20 protein-coding genes, 1 riboswitch and 1 other annotated feature are annotated in these 23,005 nt (G+C 36.6%); all 20 genes read right to left on the bottom strand.

Annotated features, from left to right (window positions below; genetic code table 11):
• Positions 1-14: 14 nt before the first annotated feature.
• Positions 15-1,085, bottom strand: coding sequence for an AbrB family transcriptional regulator (locus A33S_RS0101305; RefSeq protein WP_017176468.1), 1,071 nt, complete (start codon positions 1,083-1,085; stop codon positions 15-17).
• 649 nt (positions 1,086-1,734) lie between these two features.
• Complete coding sequence (gene hemL / locus A33S_RS0101300; protein ID WP_009381860.1) at positions 1,735-3,018, bottom strand: glutamate-1-semialdehyde 2,1-aminomutase; 1,284 nt, start codon at positions 3,016-3,018, stop codon at positions 1,735-1,737.
• A 12-nt stretch (positions 3,019-3,030) separates the two neighbouring features.
• Positions 3,031-4,005 (bottom strand): porphobilinogen synthase, encoded by a 975-nt coding sequence (gene hemB / locus A33S_RS0101295; RefSeq protein ID WP_009381861.1) that lies wholly within the window; start codon positions 4,003-4,005, stop codon positions 3,031-3,033.
• An 8-nt stretch (positions 4,006-4,013) separates the two neighbouring features.
• Positions 4,014-4,679, bottom strand: coding sequence for a uroporphyrinogen-III synthase (locus tag A33S_RS0101290; protein WP_009381862.1), 666 nt, complete (start codon positions 4,677-4,679; stop codon positions 4,014-4,016).
• Positions 4,680-4,699: 20 nt separating this feature from the next.
• Entirely contained in the window at positions 4,700-5,626 is a 927-nt protein-coding gene (hemC, locus tag A33S_RS0101285) for a hydroxymethylbilane synthase (RefSeq protein ID WP_009381863.1), read from the bottom strand.
• Between the two features lie 29 nt (positions 5,627-5,655).
• Positions 5,656-6,492 carry a cytochrome C assembly family protein gene (locus A33S_RS0101280; protein WP_009381865.1) on the bottom strand — a complete coding sequence of 279 codons (837 nt, stop codon included), beginning with the start codon at positions 6,490-6,492 and terminating at the stop codon, positions 5,656-5,658.
• 10 nt (positions 6,493-6,502) lie between these two features.
• The gene (gene hemA, locus A33S_RS0101275) at positions 6,503-7,849 is read right to left on the bottom strand and encodes a glutamyl-tRNA reductase (protein ID WP_009381867.1); all 1,347 of its coding nucleotides are present in this window, start codon (positions 7,847-7,849) and stop codon (positions 6,503-6,505) included.
• 162 nt (positions 7,850-8,011) lie between these two features.
• The gene (gene yihA / locus A33S_RS0101270; RefSeq protein WP_009381869.1) at positions 8,012-8,599 is read right to left on the bottom strand and encodes a ribosome biogenesis GTP-binding protein YihA/YsxC; all 588 of its coding nucleotides are present in this window, start codon (positions 8,597-8,599) and stop codon (positions 8,012-8,014) included.
• A gap of 108 nt (positions 8,600-8,707) precedes the next feature.
• Positions 8,708-9,970, bottom strand: a complete 1,263-nt coding sequence (clpX, locus tag A33S_RS0101265) for an ATP-dependent Clp protease ATP-binding subunit ClpX (RefSeq protein WP_009381871.1) — start codon at positions 9,968-9,970, stop codon at positions 8,708-8,710.
• Positions 9,971-10,343: 373 nt separating this feature from the next.
• Positions 10,344-11,663 carry a trigger factor gene (tig, locus tag A33S_RS0101260; protein WP_009381872.1) on the bottom strand — a complete coding sequence of 440 codons (1,320 nt, stop codon included), beginning with the start codon at positions 11,661-11,663 and terminating at the stop codon, positions 10,344-10,346.
• Between the two features lie 73 nt (positions 11,664-11,736).
• Entirely contained in the window at positions 11,737-12,675 is a 939-nt protein-coding gene (locus A33S_RS0101255) for a hypothetical protein (protein WP_009381873.1), read from the bottom strand.
• A 12-nt stretch (positions 12,676-12,687) separates the two neighbouring features.
• Positions 12,688-13,299 (bottom strand): NUDIX domain-containing protein, encoded by a 612-nt coding sequence (locus A33S_RS0101250; RefSeq protein WP_009381874.1) that lies wholly within the window; start codon positions 13,297-13,299, stop codon positions 12,688-12,690.
• A gap of 822 nt (positions 13,300-14,121) precedes the next feature.
• Positions 14,122-14,478 carry a 50S ribosomal protein L20 gene (rplT, locus tag A33S_RS0101240; RefSeq protein ID WP_009381875.1) on the bottom strand — a complete coding sequence of 119 codons (357 nt, stop codon included), beginning with the start codon at positions 14,476-14,478 and terminating at the stop codon, positions 14,122-14,124.
• 57 nt (positions 14,479-14,535) lie between these two features.
• Positions 14,536-14,736 (bottom strand): 50S ribosomal protein L35, encoded by a 201-nt coding sequence (gene rpmI, locus A33S_RS0101235; protein WP_009381881.1) that lies wholly within the window; start codon positions 14,734-14,736, stop codon positions 14,536-14,538.
• A gap of 24 nt (positions 14,737-14,760) precedes the next feature.
• Positions 14,761-15,288, bottom strand: a complete 528-nt coding sequence (gene infC / locus A33S_RS0101230) for a translation initiation factor IF-3 (RefSeq protein WP_009381887.1) — start codon at positions 15,286-15,288, stop codon at positions 14,761-14,763.
• A 23-nt stretch (positions 15,289-15,311) separates the two neighbouring features.
• Positions 15,312-15,445: a sequence feature (ribosomal protein L20 leader region), on the bottom strand.
• A 63-nt stretch (positions 15,446-15,508) separates the two neighbouring features.
• The gene (locus A33S_RS0101225; RefSeq protein WP_017176466.1) at positions 15,509-17,002 is read right to left on the bottom strand and encodes an amino acid permease; all 1,494 of its coding nucleotides are present in this window, start codon (positions 17,000-17,002) and stop codon (positions 15,509-15,511) included.
• A gap of 70 nt (positions 17,003-17,072) precedes the next feature.
• Positions 17,073-17,245, bottom strand: a riboswitch (Lysine riboswitch).
• Positions 17,246-17,300: 55 nt separating this feature from the next.
• Positions 17,301-19,232, bottom strand: a complete 1,932-nt coding sequence (gene thrS / locus A33S_RS0101220; RefSeq protein WP_009381891.1) for a threonine--tRNA ligase — start codon at positions 19,230-19,232, stop codon at positions 17,301-17,303.
• Positions 19,233-19,538: 306 nt separating this feature from the next.
• Complete coding sequence (gene dnaI / locus A33S_RS0101215; protein WP_009381892.1) at positions 19,539-20,462, bottom strand: primosomal protein DnaI; 924 nt, start codon at positions 20,460-20,462, stop codon at positions 19,539-19,541.
• Positions 20,462-21,850: a replication initiation and membrane attachment family protein gene (locus tag A33S_RS0101210; protein WP_017176465.1), complete on the bottom strand. Its 1,389-nt coding sequence runs from the start codon at positions 21,848-21,850 to the stop codon at positions 20,462-20,464. The genes dnaI and A33S_RS0101210 overlap by 1 nt, the downstream gene beginning before the upstream one ends.
• A 2-nt stretch (positions 21,851-21,852) precedes the next feature.
• Complete coding sequence (nrdR, locus tag A33S_RS0101205; protein WP_009381903.1) at positions 21,853-22,320, bottom strand: transcriptional regulator NrdR; 468 nt, start codon at positions 22,318-22,320, stop codon at positions 21,853-21,855.
• Positions 22,321-23,005: the final 685 nt, after the last annotated feature.

Below are 23,005 nucleotides of genomic sequence, written 5' to 3'. Positions count from 1 at the left end.
AATGAGCTTATACCTCATTCCTGCTTTTTTTGATTCATGTATTTTAAATAATAGCCAACTAGAGGCGCGATGATAAACAAGATAAAGAAAATTCTAAAGATGTGATAGCTTGAAATCATCGCCACATCTGCGCCTACTTCTAATGCAACGAGTATAATCTGGCTCATGCCTCCAGGTGCAGCACCTAAGAACAACTCATTAATAGATTGATGATTAAAGAAATGTAATACGATCACCATAAGTAAAGCCGTTAAAATAAGCATGATATTTTGAAAGGCAATTGCAATCGCGATACGCCCTTTTAAATCATTTAGTAAGTTCGATATTTGTAGCCCAATTCGAATCATATAAATAATTTGCGCAATGGCGATTAACCACGGGTCTAGCGTAAACGTGATTTCCGTTGATAAATTCCACACGATAAGCACAACAATCGGTGCTAATAAGATTTTAGTTGGGAATTTGATTGCTTTCATGATGTAATATACGACAACGATACCTGCTACAAGTATCAACACATGCCAAATATTAAGCGTCTCAGTTAGATACGACGTGTCAAAGCTCGATTGGTTCTTAGCATCCTTTTCCTGGAAGAGAAATGATAATAAAGGTACCAACATCACGACGAAGATAATGCGTGAAGTTTGCGTCAAACTCACGATCAACATATTCGCTTTCTTATTCTCTTCAGCCATGACAAGCATTTGGCTGAGCGCACCTGGGATAACACTTAGTATCGCCGTTTCTCGATTGATGCCCGCTATCTTTCTGAAAGGTATAGAAATGATTAACGCAAGCATAAGCAATAAGATACTTACTAATATAATAGAAATCCAATCATCTTTGATATCACCGATTACGGTCTTCGTAAATGACGTTCCAATTTGAATGCCGAGTGCTATTAACCCAAGGTTACTTAGCCATGTCGGCCATTTAATTTGCATCTTGAAAAGCTTCGTACAAATTAAACTTGCAATAATGGGACCGAACATCCAAGGTAATATGATATGTAATGCTTGTAGGATAAAGCCACATACGACAGATAATAGTAAGATGATTACTTTATTGAGATCACTTCGTTTCAAATCATCCCTCCTAATAAAGCTTAAATGAGCCTATCTAAAAAAATAAAAGTATATCTGGTTTAAAACGTATTTTATTAAAACAATTCCAATAAACAGCATGCTTTCCTGGGGCGTGGCCTGAGCCTGTAGTCTCTAAAGTCCAACTCAAACTTCCAGTTTGCTAGTTGGACTTACAAAGTAGCATTGCTACTTTGCACCACGCTTAAGCCCCGGCTTGTATAGCTTGATAATTTGCTTACGCAAATTCCTTTGCCGGGGCCCCGCCCCTAGGAGTCAGCTGTTTAAGGAATTGTAATACCAGTATCTTTAATGCTATAAGGGCTAGTTTTAATTAAATCTAATTGAATTGTCTTTAAAAGTATTAGAGAATGCAAGCTTTGAGACTCCCGTGGCACTGTGAGGAAGGGAGATCCAAGCGAAGCTTTAGCTCAAAGCGACGCCACAGGAAGGTCCCTTGCATAGAGGATTGCATGAGCAATCCAACAAGCTAAGTAAGCAAGGCATAGCGAAAAGCAAACCATTCTCTAATAAATATAAACAACCAAACTACAATTAAATACTAAAAAAGACCCAAGACATTCAGAGCATTTAAGCTAAAATGCCTTGGATCAAACGTTATCTTACAATCGCCCTTTTATTAAAACGAAAGTTAAACAATACGACTTAACGCTGTATCAAAAGCTTGAATTGTTTTCTCAATATCGTCCTTAGTATGCGCCATTGATAAGAACGTACCTTCGAATTGAGATGGCGGTAAGAAGACACCTTCTTTAGCCATTTCACGATACATATTACTAAATAATTCTAAATCACTTTTGTTTGCTTCATCAAAATTTGTTACAGGACCTTCGTTTAAGAAGTAACCAATCATTGAGCCAGCACGGTTTACTGTAATTGGTACGTTATGCTTACTAAATACCTCTTTAAGACCTTCTTCTAATAAGTCACCGAGTTCGTTAAAGTATTCGTAACTTTCTTCAGTTAACTGACTTAACGTTTCATAACCACTTGTCATTGCGAGTGGGTTACCTGATAGTGTACCTGCTTGATAGATATCACCAACTGGCGCAATATGGTCCATAATTTCAGCTTTACCGCCGATAGCGCCTACCGGTAAGCCACCGCCAATGACTTTTCCTAAACAAGTTAAATCAGGTGTCACACCGAAATAACCTTGCGCACAGTTATAGCCTACTCTAAATCCAGTCATCACTTCGTCAAAGATAAGTAATGAACCATGTTCTTTAGTGATGTCACGTAGATGTTCTAAGAAGCCATCTTTAGGCGGCACAACACCCATGTTACCTGCTACTGGCTCGACGATAACACCTGCAATATCGTCACCAAACTCTTCGAACGCTACTTTGATGGCATCGAAGTCATTATAAGGAACTGTAATTGTGTTCTGAGCGATACCTTCAGGGACACCTGGAGAATCAGGTAAACCTAATGTCGCTACGCCAGAACCTGCTTTAATTAGTAATGAGTCACTATGACCGTGGTAGCAACCTTCGAATTTAACGATCTTATTACGACCTGTATAACCACGAGCTAAACGTAACGTATCAAGTGTCGCTTCAGTACCTGATGACACCATACGTACCTTCTCAATAGATGGTACACGTTCAATAACAAGTTCAGCTAACTTATTCTCTTCTAAAGTTGACGTACCAAAGCTTGTACCTTTATCGATAGATTGATGTAATTTCTCGATAACTTGAGGATTCTTGTGTCCTAGGATTAAAGGTCCCCAGCTTAACACATAATCGATATATTCATTACCATCGATATCATAAATTTTAGACCCTTCACCATGATCCATAAAGATGGCTGGTGTATCTACAGATTTAAATGCACGAACGGGGCTATTAACACCACCTGGCATTAGTTTTTCAGCTTTCTGATGAGCTTCAATTGATTGATTGTAACGCATGAATTGGCCTCCTTATTGATTTAAATAACGACAAATGTCTTTAGCAAAGTACGTAATAATCATATCTGCGCCTGCACGCTTCATTGAAATCATTTGTTCCATAACAACTTTCTCTTCATCGATCCAACCATTTAAAGCTGCCGCTTTCGTCATACTATATTCACCGCTTACATTATAAGCAACAACTGGTACATTCGTACGGTTACGCACATCGCGAATGATATCTAAATAACTTAAAGCAGGTTTCACAATCATCATGTCACAACCTTCTTTCAAGTCACTTTCTAATTCGCGGAATGCTTCTAAGCGATTAGCAGGATCCATTTGATACGTCTTACGGTCACCAAATGATGGTGTTGATTCTGCGGCGTCTCTGAACGGTCCAAAGAAGCTTGACGCATATTTAATACCGTAACTCATAATTGGCACATATTCATAACCCGCTTCATCTAAACCTTTACGTATCGTCGCCACAAAGCCATCCATCATATTACTTGGCGCGATAATATCTGCACCTGCTTCTACTTGAGATACAGCCGTCTTAACAAGTAAGTCTAGTGATTTATCATTATCGACATCTTTTTTATCCGGGTCAATTACACCACAATGACCGTGGTCCGTATACTCACAAAGACATGTATCCGCAACAACTAACATGTCATCATAAAGCGATTTAGAAATGCGTGTTGCCTCTTGAATGACACCATGATTATGGTAAGCACCTGTACCTACATCATCTTTCTCATTAGGTACACCAAAAAACATTAAGCCTCTGATACCAAGTTCATAAGCTTCTTTAATTTCTTCATGTAACAGATTTAAACTAATTTGGTAAACACCAGGTAAAGATTTGATTTCCTTCTTAACATCGTCTTTTTCAACAACAAAGATTGGATAAATTAAATCCTCTTTTCGTAAATGTGTCTCTCTCACCATGTTACGCATTGTCGCTGAACTACGTAATTTTCTGTGTCTATCAAATTGCATATTGTCGCCTACTTTCTTAATATTGTTTGCATCATAGCATCTAGCGTCTGAATTGGCGCCACCTTAGCGCTTGCACCATAACTTTCAACAGTTTTTAACGTTTCATGACCAATCACATAATAATGTTGAAACGTCGTATCGCCACCCTTTGAAAAGTAATAGCGTGCACTTGAACTACTAGCAAATGTTAACGCATTTATTAGATTACTTTCAATTAATTGAATTGCTTCTTGTATATGTTTATCATGTGCGATTGGCTCATATAAATCAAGTTTTGTAACTTCTAAACCACGATTTCGAAGCGTTTCAGCAAGTTTAGGTCGTGCCTTAAGACTACTTGGAATCAGAACACGTCCTTCCTTTCCATGAAATGCTTCAAGAAACCCCTCTTGTGAAAAGTCCTTTGGACAAAAGTCCACCTTCAAACCTAAATCATGACACAGTTGCTTCGTCTTTTCTCCAATAACTGCGAGCTTCTTATAATGGATATGGTCTAAATAGGGTTTAAAATGTGTGACCGCATTTTTAGACGTTAGAATTAACCAGTCATACGATTGATTATTAAAGTTCGAAGGTAAAGAAAGAGGACTAATTTTAATGAACGGTAGATGTAACACATGCGCATCAGGATGTTGATAACGCGTAGACTGTGTCATAATAATCGTCGGTTTCATAAATTAGCCCTCCTTACGTATTATTGATTTTCATTTAAGTTTTTAATAATTTCATAAGCACCTTGTGATTTAAGTTCATCACTAACAGCTTTACCTAAAGCTACTGGGTCAGTGCCTTCTTTCGTACATTCATAACGCTCTTTACCATCAGGCGTCATAATTAGACCTGTAAACGTAATCGTACCTTCATCATCTTCAGTCGCATAACCACCGATAGGTACTGAACAACTGCCGTCCATTTCTTTTAAGAACGTACGCTCACTCGTCACACAACGTTCAACAGATGCATTATGCACCTTCTGAAGTAATTCTAATAATTCTGTATCATCACTTCGGCATTCAATACCAAGCGCGCCCTGACCGATAGCCGGGATTAACGTGTCAGGTTGTAAGTACGTCGTAACCATATCACTTGGCCAACCCATGCGTTTTAAACCTGCAGCGGCAAGAATAATCGCATCATAATCTTCATCTTGTAGCTTCTGTAAGCGCGTATCAATATTACCGCGAATCCATTTAATTTCAAGATGCGGATATTTAGCGAGAATTTGCGCGCCACGACGCAACGAACTTGTACCAACAATACTACCAGGCTTAAGTTCATCTAATGGCACATGGTCAATCGCAATATACGCATCAAACGGATTCTCACGGTCAGGAATACAACCAAGCGTTAAACCTTCAGGCATGACACTCGGTACATCCTTTAGCGAATGGATCGCTAAATCGATTTCATGATTATAAAGTGCTTGCTCAATTTCCTTCACGAAAAGCCCTTTACCGCCAACTTTAGATAATTGACGGTCTACAATTTGGTCACCTTTCGTAACGATTTCTTTAATTTCAACTTCAAGCCCTTCAGATACACTTTTAAGTTGTTCTATAAATTGCTTACTTTGTGTAAGTGCTAATTTACTACGTCTAGAACCTACGATTAATTTTCTCATAGTTGCCTCCTAACAAAATTGGCTAAACATTACTTCCCTGTCCATTGATGGAACGTGGATAATTGCGTGATAACGATCATGTTAATCATACAAAGCAAAAATAACACGATATTGATATAGATTAAATGTTTTGGATTAAGCTTACGTCGTACGAATAAATAAATAAAGATGCCATACAATAAAGCGATAATTGATGAAGAGATAACCTTAGGATCAAGTAAGATACCACTACCTATCGTAAATAAACCCCACAGACCACCTAATATTAAACTTAAGACAAGAATAATAAATCCCGTTAACGTACTGTAGAATAATAATTGTTCTAAGAAGGCTACGCTACCAATTCTGAAGTACGAATGGTCAAAGCGCTTTTCCTTGAGGTTACGATATTGAACGAGAAAGAGTAAGCCATTTACAAATGCGAAAGCAAAAGCGACATAACTTACAATCGCAAGTGAAATGTGAATCATCAGGAGTTCATTTACAGCTTCAAGTCTTAAACCACCTGAACTATACTGTGTAGGTTGGAAAGTGTGCAAGGTAAGTAGCGTAAATCCTATAAGGTTTAATAAAAATATTGAAAAGTCTAATCGCTTAATACGGTGTGTGATTAGAGAGACGAGTATAATGAGCCAGGTTAGAACATTAAATACTTCGGATATCGACCCAAACGGAAAGTCTCTCGTTTCAATTATAAACATAGTTAAAGAGATTGTTTGCAAAACCCAAACAATCCCAAGTGTATAGACACCGAGCATTTTAACTTTGTAGTTGTGTTTAATAAAATCAATGAAATAAAAACCTATACTTAAGACATAGATTAAAAGAATAATTTCATGAAAACGTATAAATATTGAATCTTGCATGACATCACCATCATGTTAAATGATTTAAATTAAAGATACTGCGCTTCTTGGAATATGACTTACGCGTTTCAATTTCTTGTTGATATTCATCTAAAACATCAATATCAAAGATTTCTTGGAATAATTCTAAACGCGCTTTACTATTTTTATCATTGCTAAGTTCTTTAGCTTGTTTAATTGGATCTTTAAGCATTTGATTGATAATACTTTTCGTGTGCTTAGATATCACTTTACGTTCTCTCTCATTTAAATCAGGTAATTTGCGGTCGATGCTTGCCATTGTGTCTTGTTGGATACCCATCGCTTTTTCTCTTAAAGCTCGAATTACAGGTACCACACCTAACATGTTTACCCAATCGTTATGCGCATCAATTTCATTTGGAATCATAGATAAAATTTCATTGGCTGCTGATTGACGTTCTTTAAGGTTTGCGTCTACTAAGCCATTTAAATCATCTACGTCATAGTTGAATACACAATCGATGTCAGCGACCTTTGGATCAATATCACGAGGTACAGCGATATCAATCATTACTAATGAATCATTATGGCGTTGCATCGTAGCATCTTGCACCATGTCACGATCAAGTACAAAGCCATCTTTTCGAGTGGAACTAATCACCACATCAACATCACGAAGTAATGTCGTTAACTGAGACATATCATGACTCATAACATTGTGTTTAGAGGCAAGTGCATCTGCTTTTTCAAAGGAACGGTTAACAATGTGAATATCTGTCATACCTGCACCCTTCAAGTTAAGCAGTGATAATTCACTCATTTCACCGGCACCGATAATTAACGCACGTTTCTTATGAAGGTTACCGAATACCTTCTTCGCAAGTTCTACCGCAGCATATGATACGCTAACAGCATTGTCTGCGATATCTGTTTCATGATGTGCACGTTTACTAAAGGTAATCGCTTGTTTAAATAAATGATTAAAGATCGTTCCTGTCGTATGCATGTCTTGTGCAGTAAAGAATGCATTACGAATTTGACCTAAGATTTGAGTTTCACCAAGAACGATGGAATCTAGGCCTGTCGTAACTTTAAATAAATGTTCAACTGCTGCATCACCAATGAATACCTCTGACATATCTTTAATGTCATCAACTTCCATGTTAAATGATTGCGCTAAAAAGCGTTGAATATAGTAACGCCCTGTGTGGATCTGGTCTACAACAGCGTATACTTCTGTACGGTTGCAAGTTGAATATATTACATTTTCTAAAATTGATTTCGTATCAAATAATTGCGTATGAACACGCTCGATTTCATCATTTTTAAAAGCAACTTGTTCACGTAATGAAACTTCTGCAGTACGATGATTAATACTTATTGCAATTAAATGCATGTATAACGCCCCTTCTTAAATTTCCATTATTCATATTGTAACATAGGGCTAATTTTCAATGCGATACGATAACGCCTAAATTAGAAAGATTTTAATCTATCGTCATAATTTTGTCGAATTTCATCATCATTCGCCCTAATACTTATCTCGTCTTTATAACGATTATAAATAACTTTCAATCGCATCCCAAATAACTTGCTTTTTATTCGTATTTAAAGATGAATAACTAATAATTTGATCTTCAGGCTCAAGTTCTAGCGCTTCTTTAATCACTTTAATATGCTTTTGAACCTTACCTTTAGCAATCTTGTCTTCTTTCGTTGCGATAACTAAAGTCGGTAAATCGAAGTGTTTTAAATAATCATACATAAGAATATCATCTTCAGTCGGTTTATGACGGATGTCGATTAATTGGACAACGAGCTTTAAACTTTCACGTTCAGTGATATATTTTTCAATCATCTTACCGAATTCTTCGCGCTTTTTCTTACTCACTTTGGCATAACCATATCCTGGTACATCGACAAACACGAGCTTATTATCGAGATTATAGAAATTGAGCGTTTGCGTTTTACCAGGTTGTTGCGATGTACGTGCCATGTTCTTACGCCCGATCATACTATTGATAAATGTAGATTTACCTACATTAGAACGTCCACTTAAAGCAACTTCAGATAAACCTGTTTCTGGATATTGGTCTTTTCGGACAGCACTAATTAATAATTCAATTTCATTAGGATTGATTTCCATAATTTCTTCCTCACTTAATTACTTGATATAGTTTCACTCATACCCATTAAAAAAAGATTGATACATTAAACAACGTTAATGCACCAATCTAATTGTTAAGCAGTTTGATTATGCTGATGTTTTTTCATCATTAACAAGATTACCTTCTGAATCATATAACTCAGGAGCATCTTCATTCTCAATCGTATCTTTCGTGATCACGACTTTAGCTACTTCATCTGATGATGGAATATCATACATAATTTCAATTAATGCTTCTTCAATAATTGATCTTAGACCACGTGCACCTGTCTTACGTTCAATAGCCTTTTCACTAATTGCAGCAAGCGCATCTTCAGTGAAGTCTAAATCAACATTATCAAGTTCTAGCATTTTCGTATATTGTTTAACAAGCGCATTTTTAGGCTTCGTTAAAATATTTTTTAAGGCTTCAACGTCTAGTGATTCTAGGTTCGCTACAATTGGAATACGACCGATAAATTCTGGGATTAAACCATACGTTTGAAGGTCTTCTGGACGAATGTGCTCAAGTAGGGAGTCTTCGTCGTATTTATCAGCTTCATTACTAGCGAAACCAATAACTTTTTCACCTAAACGACGTTTGATAACATCATCGATTCCATCAAAAGCACCGCCAAGAATGAATAAAATATTAGTTGTATCAATTTGAATAAATTCTTGGTTAGGATGCTTACGTCCACCTTGAGGAGGCACACTTGCAGTTGTACCTTCTAAGATTTTAAGTAAGGCTTGTTGTACACCTTCACCTGAAACGTCACGTGTAATTGACGTATTTTCAGATTTACGTGCGATTTTATCAATTTCATCGACATAGATGATACCTTTTTCAGCTTTATCAATATCAAAGTCTGCAGCTTGAATAAGACGAAGTAAGATATTTTCAACGTCTTCACCAACGTAACCCGCTTCAGTAAGGCTTGTCGCATCTGCAATGGCAAATGGTACGTTAAGTGACTTAGCTAAAGTTTGAGCGAGTAATGTTTTACCGCTACCTGTAGGTCCGATTAAAGCAACATTACTTTTTTGTAATTCAACTTCATCTTCGTTAGGTCCAAGTTGTTGTACACGTTTATAATGATTATAAACAGCAACAGCTAAAGATTTTTTAGCTTTATCTTGGCCGATAACATAATTATTAAGCTGTTCCATAATTTCTTTAGGTGTAGGTAATTCTGTAACTTCTGTTGTATCTTTTTGAGCTAGTTCTTCTTCAACGATTTCAGAACATAATTCGATACATTCATTACAAATATAAACGCCACTACCTGCGACAAGTTTTTTAACTTGATCTTGGTCTTTTCCGCAGAATGAACATTTTAAGTTTTCTTCACCTTCATTAAATTTAAACATACTTTTACACCCCTATTCCTTACCGACTATACTATTTCACACTTTATTATGCAAATTTAAGGTCATTTCGGTTCAAATTAATTTAGATATATATTTAGTTTTGTGTAAATGTGCGAATTAATGGTAAATCTCTCTTTATTTATTAACCAAAATGACGCTTGTTTTGGAGTCTTATCAAAATATAACAAAATTTAAGGTATAGTCAAATTTTAATGCTTATCTTTTAGATTAGATTTGTATGCAATCAACATAAAGTTTTAACTTGATTTATTTAAAATTTTGCGTCTTAAGTTTCCTTAAGAAATAGCATGGAGCTAGAACATGAATTGTCCCAGCTCCATACATCATTTATTTAATTTAACGATTGTTTTAATTACGCTTCTTTGTCGTCTTCTTTATTATCTTTAGCTTCAACTAATTTAGCTTCAGATACTAATAAGTCGATAACTTTTTTAACACGAACGTCATTCTTAACGATATCAGTGTTACCTAAAGTTTTCTTGATGTCTTCAACTGAAATGTTGAATTGCTTACTCATGTTTTCTAATTCAGCGTCAACATCGCCGTCGTTAACTTCGATGTTTTCAGTGTCAGCAATTGCGCTTAACGTTAAGTTTGTTTTAACGCGTTCAGTTGCGTCATCTTTCATTTGTTCACGTAAGTCATCTTCAGATTGACCAGAGATTTGGAAGTACGTTTCAAGGTTAAGACCTTGTTGTTGTAATCTTTGACCAAACTCTTGTAACATACGGTCAGTTTCAGTTTTGATCATTGCATCTGGAATATCTACTTTAGCATTTTCAGTAGCTTTTGTGATTGCTTCTTCTTTCTTAGCGTTTTCAGCGTTTTGTTCTTTTTGTTCAGCTAAACGCTTACGTAAGTTTTCTTTATACTCATCTACTGAATTTGCTTCTGGATCTAATTCATTTGCAACTTCATCGTCTAATTCTGGTACTTCTTTTTGTTTGATTTCGTTTAACTTAGTTTTGAAAGTAGCTTTTTTACCAGCTAATTCTTCAGCGTGGTATTCTTCTGGGAACGTTACTTCAACGTCTTTTTCTTCGCCTACTTTAAGACCAACTAATTGTTCTTCGAAACCAGGGATGAACATACCTGAACCGATTTCTAAGTCATAACCATCAGCTTGGCCGCCTTCAAATTGTTCACCATCAACATAACCATCAAAGTCGATGTTTACAGTGTTACCTTCTTCAACAGCGCCTTCTTCTTTAACAACCATGTCAGCCATTTGTTCTAAGCTTTGGTTGATTTGTTCGTCAACTTCTTCATCAGTTAACTCAGTATCTTGTTTTTCGATTTTTAGGCCTTTGTAGTCGCCTAATTCAACTTCAGGTTCAACTGTAACTGTAGCTTCAAATTCGAAAGGTTTACCTTTTTCGATTTGAGTTACGTTTACTTCTGGTTGATCAACTGGGTTGATTTCAGTTTCATCGATAGCTTTACCATAAGCTTCTGGTAATAAGATATCTACAGCATCTTGATATAATGCTTCCACACCGAAACGTTGTTCGAAGATTTGACGTGGTACTTTACCTTTACGGAAACCAGGTACGTTGATTTGTTTACTTACTTTTTTAAAAGCTTTGTCTAATGCTTTATCTAATTCTTCAGAAGGTACAGTTACTTTTAGTAACCCTTCATTGCCTTCTTTTTTTTCCCAAGTTGCTGTCATGTATAAAAACCTCCATGATATTCCTATTTTAAAATTTTTCAACTTCTACATTATAACATAGGTGACAGTTCTTTCAACTGCCGATACTTATTGATTCTAATTTTTTAATAAATGACATGAAATCATCATACTCATCATTATATTCTAACGTATGATCGACCATTTGTTCAAAATAAAATACATAGCCATTTATCCATGTTTCCTTATCAAATATCTCATAAATATCTAGAGGATACATGAGAATTGCATGCGTATTTAATACCGTAAACGCATCGGTAAGAATGGATGGCATATCGTCTTCAAGTTTATCAACGATTTCAGGTATGATATCTGTCTTAAATTGACTTTTTTCTATACCTGGTAATCGCGATGGTACGACCGTAATCGTTTGTTCAAGTTTTTGTATCTTAAGTTCTTTTCGGAAAGTAGCAAAACGCAAGTATTCAAGCATAATACTCATGACGTTTGGATGGAACGTTTGTGTCGTTAGAAGTTCTGCTACCGTATGTTTGAATAAGAATTGATTGTCATCAATTAACGTCAGCATGATTTGAATCTGTTCGCGCATCGTCTGATTCTCGAAATCCTGCAAGATCACTTGCGCATGCTTACGTTTATGCTCAAGTTTCTCCTCAGCTTGATCTTTAATCGGTAGTAACTTTAAACGCGTCTTGTGCTCAACCACTTCATCCATAATCTGGTCAATAATTTCAACCGCAATGAAATATTGCTTTAATTCATACAGACTTAAGACGTGTAAGTATATGAGATGATCGTAATCTTTGATGCCTTTATTCAGTAAGATGCTTGTTTCTTCTCGTAACTCGAGAAACGCTTCCATCTTGTATAGTAAATCGCATTTCTTAAGCGCCAGTTCATCAGACATTTCATAGTGTCTCTCATATTCCATGAATGAATCATAGGCCTCTTCATACTGACCTTTATCCATCTCGGACTTAATGTCTCGAATAAGTTTTTCTTTTAGGTGCGGAAAAGGTATGATGTCTGACATCGTATTCACCTCTTATTGGAATGCTTTTAAAATGAGTGCACTCCATGATTCAAATGATGAAAGATCTTGAATGTCGTCTTCTTTCACCCACTCTAATTTAAGCGTATCCGTTTCTTTTGATTCAACTTCGTCTTTATTAACTTTTACTTTGAAGACTACACCGATGTGAACTCGGCCTACTTCATTGCCATCATCGTTAATAAATCCGATATGTTCCATATTTTTACAGGCTTCTTCTGAAAGCCCTACTTCTTCTTCAAGTTCACGTGCAGCATTCGTACGTACTACATCTTCAATCGTCTTAGCGTCCTCTACATCATTCATATGACCACCAACGCCGATGGATGATTGACCGTGTAAACGTTCTTCGCCGCCACCTGAAAGACGTTCGTATACAAGAATATCGTTATCTTCGTTTTCTAAGATAACGTAAGAAATTAATTGTTTATAATTTGGATCTTCTTCCATATCGCCACGTCTTTTAATTTCATATTGTTTTAAAGTTTCATAAATTTCATTTGCACGTTTATCTTCATTAGATATAAACCCGTTAAACGCATTTTGTTCCTTGTTAAAGATAACCTCTCTCGGAACAACCGTAATCATTTCATCAAATTTAGACATAATAATCTCCTTTGCTATGACTTGCCTTTATTTTATCAAAGTTAATTTCCAAACAAAAGTGAGGTTACGGGATGTTGGTAATAATTCGGCCTTGCGTATTATGATGGATTAGCTTATTTCGTTGGGAAAAGCCCCTAAGAGTTAAGTTGGCAGTTTACGTTCAGTTGGGCAATAGTAAGTATTTATGCATCGCCATGTCACATAGTTTATGTAAATTTTTATGATAAGGCTTCCTTATTACATTGTTGGCGTTGGTCTTTGTAACAAGGCGTCCATGTTACATTGTTTGCGTCAGACTTTGTAACATGGCTTCCTTATTACATTGTTTGCGTAAGTCTTTGTAACATGGCGCCCTTATTACATTGTTGGCGTCAGACTTTGTAACATGGCTTCCTTATTACATTGTTTGCGTAAGTCTTTGTAACATGGCGCCCTTATTACATTGTTGGCGTTATTCTTTGTGATAAGGAGAATTTTCGTCAGCGAAAATTTCTCATAATTTAAATCACAGATGTAAATTTTGATTTAGTTTTTTATATGGTGTCGAGGGGCGTTATGCGATTGTTTTTAATTTCTTTGGCATAACGGCCTCCTTATGCGATTGTTTCTAAAATCTTTCGCGTAACAGACCCCTTATGCGATTGTTTCTAATTTCTTTCGCGTAACGGAACTACCATAATAGCCCCCTGCAACACCCTTTCTACAAATAACCCTTCTATAACAGCCCATCCATCCCCACCTAACCGAACTGCCTTCAACAATCCCCATCTAAAAACAAAAAAACTAGGACACGTACTTATGTCCTAGTTTGAATCATTTATATTATTTTAAAGCGTCTTTAGCTTTTGATACTAATTCGCCGAACGCTTTATCGTCTGAAATAGCGATTTCAGATAACATTTTACGGTTAATATCGATACCAGCTTGTTTTAAACCGTTCATTAATCTTGAGTAGCTCATGTCGTGTTGACGAGCTGCTGCATTGATACGAGTGATCCATAATTTACGGAAATCACGTTTTCTTTGACGACGGTCACGGTATGCATATTGACCTGATTTCATTACTTGTTGTTTTGCTACTTTATATAAAGTGCTTTTAGCACCGAAGTAACCTTTAGCTAATTTGATCGTTTTTTTACGACGCGCTCTTGTTACTGTTCCACCTTTTACACGTGGCATATAGAATTCCTCCTTTTAACTTTTCGCATGTCTATTCATGCATTCTTTGAATTTAGATTATTTTACGTATGTTAATAATTGACGTACACGTTTAGCATCACTTTTTGAAACTAATGAAGCTTTACGTAATTTACGTTTTTGTTTAGTTGTTTTGTTTGCAAATAAGTGAGAAGTGAAAGCTCTAGAACGTTTTAATTTACCTGAACCTGTTCTTTTAACACGTTTAGCAGCTCCACGGTGAGTTTTCATTTTAGGCATGAATAATTCCTCCTATAGATTTGTTTATTTTTCGTTGATTGGGGCTAACATTAAGAACATTTGGCGTCCTTCCATTTTAGCCTTTTGCTCAACAGTCGCAATGTCTTTACATTCTTCAGCGAATTGTTCTAAGACACGTTGACCAATTTCTTTATGAGTAATCGCACGACCACGGAAACGAATTGAAACTTTACATTTGTCGCCTTTAGTTAAGAATTTACGCCCGTTTTTAAGTTTTGTATTGAAATCGTGCTCTTCAATTGTAGGACTTAAACGGATTTCTTTTACGTTAACGACTTTTTGTTTCTTCTTCATTTCTTTTTCTTTCTTCTGTTGCTCGAACTTGTATTTACCGTAATCCATGATTCTAGCAACTGGTGGTTTTGCTTTAGGTGCTACTACTACGACATCTAAACCAACACGATCGGCCATATCAAGGGCTTCTTTTTTAGATTTAACTCCAATTTGATCACCATCTTGACCGATTAAACGTAATTCTTTTGCGCGGATTCTCTCATTAACTTGCGTTTGATCTTTAGCTATGGTTGACACCTCCCAATGAATTTACGAATCGTCCAAGCAAAAAAGAGCGAAAGACATAAATGTCTCCCGCTCCTTAACGCACATGAACATACATGTAATTGTCGTTAACCTGCCAACAGCTTGTGCGTCGCTACAGGTGAGAAGCGGGATGCTTCTACTTGGTCCGTTTCGTATTCAACGTCTACTATCTTACCAAGTATGTTCATTAAAGTCAATCACTTTTTCTAAATTAATTATGTTTTACTTGATCCATTGAGTTCTCTTGACTTAAATCAACTTCTTTTAATGGAATCTTCTTCGTTTTATATCTTATTTTATGATAGATAAAGAATGCTAAGAATATCGGAATACCCATGTAAGTGATGAAGAATCGTTTAATATCAAAATCACCTGTTTTAATTAAGTCAACATCCTGACCTAAGATAACAAGTACACAGAGTAAACCAGCGAAAATTGGGCCGAATGGGAAGAACATCGCTTTATACTTTAACTTAGATTTATCATAATCTTGCGCTTTGAACGCACGTCTAAATCGATAATGGGAAATCGCAATACCAACCCAGGCAATAAAGCCTGTTAAACCACTTGCCGCAACGATGTACTCATAAGCTTCACCACTAATATGTTGAAGTAAGAATACGATAATAACAATAATCGCAGTTGCTAATAATGACATAATCGGTGTACCTTGTTTATTCGTTTGACCGAACTGTTTCCAAGCAAGTTTATCTTTACTCATTGAGAAAAGCATACGCGTTGACGCATACATGCCTGAGTTACCTGCTGATAATACAGAAGTTAAGATAACGGCATTCATAAATGATGCTGCAAAAGCAAGTCCTGCATTCTTAAATACAAGTGTAAACGGCGACATCGCGATATCTTCTTCGCCACCCATTAAAGCACCACTTGTATACGGAATTAACATACCAATTACAAAGATGGCTAAAATGTAGAATAACAAAATTCTCCAGAATACTTGCTTTATAGCTTTTGGCACAGCACGCTCTGGATTCTCAGATTCCCCTGCTGTAATACCGATTAACTCAGTACCTTGGAATGAGAAACCGGCGATTAAGAATACACCAAGAATCGTTAAGAAACTACCACCAAGGCCATCACCTAAAATAGGTCCTTCACCTTGCATAAACGTTTCAAATCCAATGAATGGTCCACCTAAAATACCAAAAATTGTAAGTAAACCTACTATAATAAACACGATTACTGTTAAAACTTTGATTAAAGCAAACCAATACTCACTCTCACCATATACTTGAACACTTAACATATTAAGTCCAAAAATAATGGCTAAGAATATCGCACTCCAACCCCAAGCTGGTAAAAATTGTAACGGCGACCAATACTGTATAACTTGCGCTGCAATGGTTACATCGGCTGCAACGGTAATGACCCAGTTAAACCAGTAGTTCCAACCTAAGGCGAATCCTAGCGACGGATCTACAAATCGTGTCGCATATGTACTAAATGAACCTGAAACCGGTAAATATGTTGCCATTTCACCGAGTGAGGTCATTAAGAAGAATACCATAATCCCGATTATCGCATAACCGAGTAAGGCACCAAGTGGCCCAGCATCGTGAATGGCACCACCAGATGTCATAAATAATCCTGTACCAATACAACCTCCAATAGCAATCATGGAGACGTGACGATCTTTAAGACCGCGTTGTACTTCATTTTGTGTCTTATGATTATTTTCCATATTCTTATCCTTTCTTCAGTTGAGAGGCAAAAATAAAAGGCTGCATTTTGAAATGCAACCTTTTGTCATTTATATAGGTAGCACATCACATGTTGTGACAGTCCAATTCCTTTCGGCAATTGGCCCAACAAAACGTACGATGAATACGCTTTGTTTCGGCAACGTTACCTTTCGTACTTTCAACATATGTTTCATCAAACTTCTGAAGTACTACTGATTAAAGTTGCGACCTCTAACTTCTTTAAATATTTAATTAAAGATAACTATACATTATAATGTGTATATTTTCAAGCTTTCATTACTTTTTCAGACGAATTTCGTCAACTAAATCCCAGATAAATGTATCGCGTTCAACAGTTTCTTGATCTTGTGAACCGTATTTACGCACGTTAACTTCTTTATTTTCAACCTCTTTGTCACCAATAACAATTTGGTAAGGGATTTTCTTCATTTGCGCTTCACGGATTTTATAACCCATTTTCTCATTACGGTCGTCGATTGATACACGTACGCCTTGAGATTTTAACTCATCTTGTAAAAGTCTTGCATAATCATAGTGTAAGTCTACATTTACTGGAATAATTTCGACTTGTTTAGGCGCTAACCATGTTGGGAATGCACCTTTAGTTTCTTCAGTTAAGAAAGCAACGAAACGTTCCATAGTTGATACGACACCACGGTGAATAACGACTGGACGGTGATGTTCACCATCACTACCGATGTATGTTAAATCAAACTTTTGTGGTAATAAGAAGTCTAGTTGTGCTGTAGATAACGTTTCTTCTTTACCCATCGCAGTTTTAACCTGAACATCAAGCTTAGGACCATAGAATGCCGCTTCGCCAATTGCTTCTTCATATTCTAAGCCTAACTCATCAACCGCTTCTTTTAACATGCCTTCTGCTTTTAACCACATGTCATCGTCATCGAAGTATTTATCTTTATCCTCAAGGTCACGATAACTTAAACGGAAACGGTAATCTTCAAATCCGAAATCTTTGTAAACCTCAATAATCATTTCAACAACGCGTTTGAACTCTTCTTTAATTTGATCTGGACGCACGAAGATATGTGCATCATTTAAAGTCATACCTCGAACACGTTGTAAACCTGAAACAGCACCACTTGCTTCATAACGATGCATTGTACCAAGTTCCGCAATACGGATTGGTAATTCACGATAAGAATGCGGCTTGTTCGCATAAATCATCATGTGGTGTGGACAGTTCATCGGACGCATTACCATTTCTTCAGATTCATCTAATTTCATTGTCGGGAACATATCATCTTGATAGTGATCCCAGTGACCTGACGTTTTGTATAAATCAACGTTCGCCATAACTGGTGTATACACGTGGTCATAACCAAGCGCAACCTCTTTATCAACAATATAGCGTTCGATTTCACGACGAATTGTTGCACCATTTGGTAACCATAATGGTAACCCAGCACCAACTAATTGATTATTTGTGAAAAGCTCTAAGTCTTTACCAATACGACGGTGGTCACGTTCTTTACGCTCTTCTAAAACTTTTAAATGCTCTTTTAATGCTTTCTTATCGAAGAAGGCTGTACCATAAATACGTTGAAGCATTTTATTGTTACTATCGCCTCTCCAATAAGCACCAGCTGTTGATAATAATTTAAATTCCTTAATTTTAGAAGTTGAAGGTACGTGTACACCGCGACAAAGGTCAGTAAATTCACCTTGAGAATAAAGTGTCACGTTCTCATCTTCAGGAATCGCATCAATTAATTCAAGCTTGTATGGATCATCGCTAAAGAAATCTTTAGCTTCGTCACGTGATACAACTTTACGTTCAATTTTATGATTTTCGTCGACAATTTTCTTCATTGTCTTTTCAATCTTGTCAAAATCTTCACTTGAAATACGAGTGTCCATATCAAAGTCATAGTAGAAGCCCTCTTCGATAACAGGACCAACACCAAACTTAACATCGCCATATAAACGTTTTAACGCTTGCGCCATTAAGTGTGCTGTTGAGTGACGTAATACTTCTAACGCCTCTTCACTACCAGGCGTAATTATTTCAAGTTCTCCATCTTCTTCAAGTGGACGTGTTAAATCAACCATTTGCCCATTATATTTACCGGCAACTGCTTTTTTACGTAATCCAGGACTAATAGATTGCGCGATATCTTCAGTAGTTGTACCGTGTTCAAATTCCTTCACATTACCATCTGGAAATTTTACTTTAATTTGATCCATGATATTGCCTCCTTTTATTTTAAAAAACGCAAAAAAGACCCCATCCCATAAAGGGACGAGGTCTAAATCGCGTTACCACCCTAATTGACTCATAAATGCATGCGCACTTAAAAGTAACTCTACTTAAGATAACGGTCTTGAGCCGGGTGTTCATTACAAACACCAACAAAGAGGGAGTAACAAATAAATATGTATCTCATGCTCTCAACATATGCATAATTCTCTGTACATACAGTGATTCATCTATCGTATCCTCGAGATTTTTCCTTTGAATTTAAGTCTATTATACAACACTTATCTCAAATTTCAATTGTTTCTATAATTTTCACCATCTAAATAAAATGGCGTTGCTAATGTTTTAATACGCTCCAAGATACGTGCAGCCTTCGTAGCTTCCGCGCCTCCACGGGTAATTGAAAGGTGATGTTCAAGCTCGTCTAAATCAAAGTTAGATGTAAAGAACGTCGGTAATTCATTCACCATTCTATAATGTAATACTGGTCCAATAATTTCATCACGAACCCATGGTGTCACTTCTTCAGCACCAATGTCATCTAACATCAACACGTTAGCCTCTCGAACAAATTTTAATTTATCTTCAAACGACCCATCCTTAATACCAGATTTCAACGCACGGATAAATTCAGGCAAGTAGACAACCGTTGACGGCACTTTTTTAGTACGTAATTGATTAGCCATGGCACCAATGATGAACGATTTCCCTGTGCCAAAAGGCCCATAGATATAAAAACCTTTTACAGAACGACCTTCCGTTATTGCATTACACACTTTCTCAGCTTCCTGCGCAATTTCAATACGTTGATGGTCATCTAAATGAATGTCTTTCAAGTTCGCATTTAACGTATCATGATGCATGTGGTATGACGTAATCAAATTCTTAAATGCTTTCTCTTCATCGTGCTTAATTTTACATGGGCACGGCGTATATTTGATCTTAATACGACCATTCTCGATGTACAGGCTCGGTACGTGACCTTTAACGAAATTCGGACAATCTTCGAACTTATGATTGTCTGTGTAATGTTTTTGCTGGTCTTTATACTCCTGCAGAATATTCAAATCTTGATCAATCATATGTGTCGTCAATTCTGATTGATGCGCATCTAAGAACTCCTTAACATCAGGATCCTTTAGCACATCGCGTTTGATTTTGTCAATGCGCGCTTGTAACTTATCTTGGTTTCCCATAATACTTCCGAAAGATTTCATTATACGTCATCCTCCCCCCAATTTTCTTGTAACCTTTTGTAAAAGGCCTGTCGTTTCTTCTCAAGTTCCGCTTCTTCTTCAGCTGACAATGTTTTCTTACCTTTAGCAGGTTTAGATGCATTCGATTTCTTATTTTGAAGCCATTTAGGCGTTTTCTCTTTAGAAACAATTTGTTTCTGAGATGATTTCGCTTTAGAAGCTTTTCGCTTTTGTTGGCTTTCTTGAATGTTCTTAGAGTGTTCATAGGCTTGTTCAGCATTTAGTAAGCCCTTTTTCTTCCAGCTTGACGCAATTTCTTCTACATAAGAACGATTAATCGTGTAATCATTTTTAAGCATGACATATTGTAGCAAGATATTAATAACGCCGAATGGTAATTTCTCACGTTCAATCAAATCTTCTATGAGTTTCTTTTGACGTATGGTTGGTTCAGATTCTGACCACGATGCTAACATATCAATTGGACTCGTCTCATCCAACAATTCAAACCAAGCTGCCATTCCATCTTCAGATGAAGTCGCCTGTTCACGCGTTTTAGAATCCTCGCGCTCATACGATTGCTGTTTTAATTCAGGCAATTCTTTTTCATGCTCCATCAGATAATACGAACGCGCATATTTACGCAGCGACTCAGTCGAAATGCGTTGATTACTCGTTAAAGATTTTAGAATGATAGATTTCATCGACGACTCATTCAATCCGTATAGCGTCGCGAGTTGTATGATGAGCGCCTTAATATCCTTCGACACAATTTCCTTACTCACATAGTGATGTTGCAATAAATCATATAACGTCTCAAAGTTAAATTTAAGCTCTGATAAGTCGACACCTTGATACTTCTGCTCCCCTTGAACGTTCGTCGCGTCCAAGCTAAGCGCGTCCTTAGGTATTTCAAAGACATCCGTGAACTTCTTCGTTATCTCTTGAAAAGCACTTAAGTCTTCGTTTGGCTTCGTAAAATACGCCTTCAATTGTTGGTAACGCTTCTTCTCTACAGCTTGATATAAATACACAGATAACATTGGATCTTGGAAGAATTGATGTGGTGTAGGTAAAGGCAATAGTTGATAAATAAAATGTGACGCATCTTGATTATGTTGCACAAAGGATTTAATAAGCCCAATGCCCTCTAACGCATCCATCGCGGCTCTAAATTTCATCAAATTAACTTTTAATTCATTCATAATCGTATAATGCGTTAACGGTACCGCTTCCATCATTTCGCCAAATTGACTTAAATAAATATAGATACCTACTGCTTTAGGCCCGATTAACGGCGTAAAGAGTCTATTTAGTACATTTTGCTGCATATGTGAAAAGTGAAAGTCTTGTACTACACTAAAACCATCTTGAGGTCTTAGGCTAAAATCATAAGACGACATCGACATACTTACTCACTCCGTTTATTATCTTTTAAAATACCTTGCATGGATTGTAATAATTGATCGACATCTTTAAATTCTCGATAAACTGACGCAAAGCGCACGTAGGATACTTGGTCAACGTGCATCAATAAATCCATCACGTACTCACCAATCTCACGTGAAGATATTTCTGAATGACCATCTTCTCGCAATTGCCATTCTACTTTATTCGTAATTTCCTCTAATTTTTGAAATTGTACGGGTCTTTTCTCACATGAACGGACCAGCCCATTCAAAATCTTATCGCGGTTGAATTGCTCTCTCGTACCGTCTTTCTTCACTACAATTAATGGACTCACTTCAATATGTTCAAATGTAGTAAAACGTGTACCACAAGTTTCACACTCGCGACGTCTTCTTATTGCATTCATTTCATCCGCGTGACGAGAATCTACCACGCGAGATTGAGTAGCATTACATTTGGGGCATTTCATCCATTCTCACCTTTCATCCATTTAATTTCTCTTTATTATACTATAAATCACGCTTTCACAAAAGAAAGGACGTGTCCCCTCCTTGAAAAGCCCTTTAGATGATACTTCTGAAAAGTTAAGAAGGAAGCGGGTTAACGTTCGTCTAAACAGACGAACGTTTCTTGTTTGAGACTTTTAAGGAAAATATGATTTTAAATAGTCTTGTATTGGGTCAGTTATGCGAAAGAAATTTCAAACAATCGCATAACGAGGCCGTTACGCGAAAGATTTTCAAAACAATCGCATAACGAGGCCGTTACGCGATAGAAATTTTAAACAATCGCATAACGAGGCCGTTACGCGAAAGAAAAATAAAACAATCGCATAACGGCAACGCTATCATATAGAAATCATAATCAATAATTAAACCAACGATTCAAATAATGAAAAAATTTTCGATGGCGAAAATTCTCCTTGTTACAAAGACTTAATCAAACAATGTAATATGGGCGCCTTGTTACAAAGATCAACTCAAACAATGTAACATGGACGCCTTGTTACAAAGATCAACTCAAACAATGTAACATGGGCGCCTTGTTACAAAGATCAACTCAAACAATGTAACATGGACGCCTTGTTACAAAGACTCAATCAAACATGTAATATGGGCGCCTTGTTACAAAAACTCAATTAAACATAGTAACAT

Origin of the sequence: Staphylococcus massiliensis CCUG 55927 (assembly GCF_000298075.1) — a bacterium.
GTDB classification, from domain to species: Bacteria; Bacillota; Bacilli; order Staphylococcales; family Staphylococcaceae; genus Staphylococcus; species Staphylococcus massiliensis.
This window is presented reverse-complemented; position numbering and strand designations above follow the sequence as displayed.

Excerpts from the sequence above, each read along its gene's own strand:
- A33S_RS0101250 (WP_009381874.1), bottom strand. The coding sequence starts at position 13,299 with ATGTCTAAATTTGATGAAATGATTACGGTTGTTCCGAGAGAGGTTATC.
- hemA (WP_009381867.1), bottom strand. The coding sequence starts at position 7,849 with ATGCATTTAATTGCAATAAGTATTAATCATCGTACTGCAGAAGTTTCA.
- A33S_RS0101255 (WP_009381873.1), bottom strand. The coding sequence starts at position 12,675 with ATGTCAGACATCATACCTTTTCCGCACCTAAAAGAAAAACTTATTCGA.
- A33S_RS0101290 (WP_009381862.1), bottom strand. The coding sequence starts at position 4,679 with ATGAAACCGACGATTATTATGACACAGTCTACGCGTTATCAACATCCT.
- clpX (WP_009381871.1), bottom strand. The coding sequence starts at position 9,970 with ATGTTTAAATTTAATGAAGGTGAAGAAAACTTAAAATGTTCATTCTGC.
- nrdR (WP_009381903.1), bottom strand. The coding sequence starts at position 22,320 with ATGAAATGCCCCAAATGTAATGCTACTCAATCTCGCGTGGTAGATTCT.
- A33S_RS0101280 (WP_009381865.1), bottom strand. The coding sequence starts at position 6,492 with ATGCAAGATTCAATATTTATACGTTTTCATGAAATTATTCTTTTAATC.
- rpmI (WP_009381881.1), bottom strand. The coding sequence starts at position 14,736 with ATGCCTAAAATGAAAACTCACCGTGGAGCTGCTAAACGTGTTAAAAGA.
- hemL (WP_009381860.1), bottom strand. The coding sequence starts at position 3,018 with ATGCGTTACAATCAATCAATTGAAGCTCATCAGAAAGCTGAAAAACTA.
- hemB (WP_009381861.1), bottom strand. The coding sequence starts at position 4,005 with ATGCAATTTGATAGACACAGAAAATTACGTAGTTCAGCGACAATGCGT.
- A33S_RS0101225 (WP_017176466.1), bottom strand. The coding sequence starts at position 17,002 with ATGGAAAATAATCATAAGACACAAAATGAAGTACAACGCGGTCTTAAA.
- thrS (WP_009381891.1), bottom strand. The coding sequence starts at position 19,232 with ATGGATCAAATTAAAGTAAAATTTCCAGATGGTAATGTGAAGGAATTT.
- tig (WP_009381872.1), bottom strand. The coding sequence starts at position 11,663 with ATGACAGCAACTTGGGAAAAAAAAGAAGGCAATGAAGGGTTACTAAAA.
- hemC (WP_009381863.1), bottom strand. The coding sequence starts at position 5,626 with ATGAGAAAATTAATCGTAGGTTCTAGACGTAGTAAATTAGCACTTACA.
- yihA (WP_009381869.1), bottom strand. The coding sequence starts at position 8,599 with ATGGAAATCAATCCTAATGAAATTGAATTATTAATTAGTGCTGTCCGA.
- rplT (WP_009381875.1), bottom strand. The coding sequence starts at position 14,478 with ATGCCACGTGTAAAAGGTGGAACAGTAACAAGAGCGCGTCGTAAAAAA.
- A33S_RS0101210 (WP_017176465.1), bottom strand. The coding sequence starts at position 21,850 with ATGTCGATGTCGTCTTATGATTTTAGCCTAAGACCTCAAGATGGTTTT.
- dnaI (WP_009381892.1), bottom strand. The coding sequence starts at position 20,462 with ATGAAATCTTTCGGAAGTATTATGGGAAACCAAGATAAGTTACAAGCG.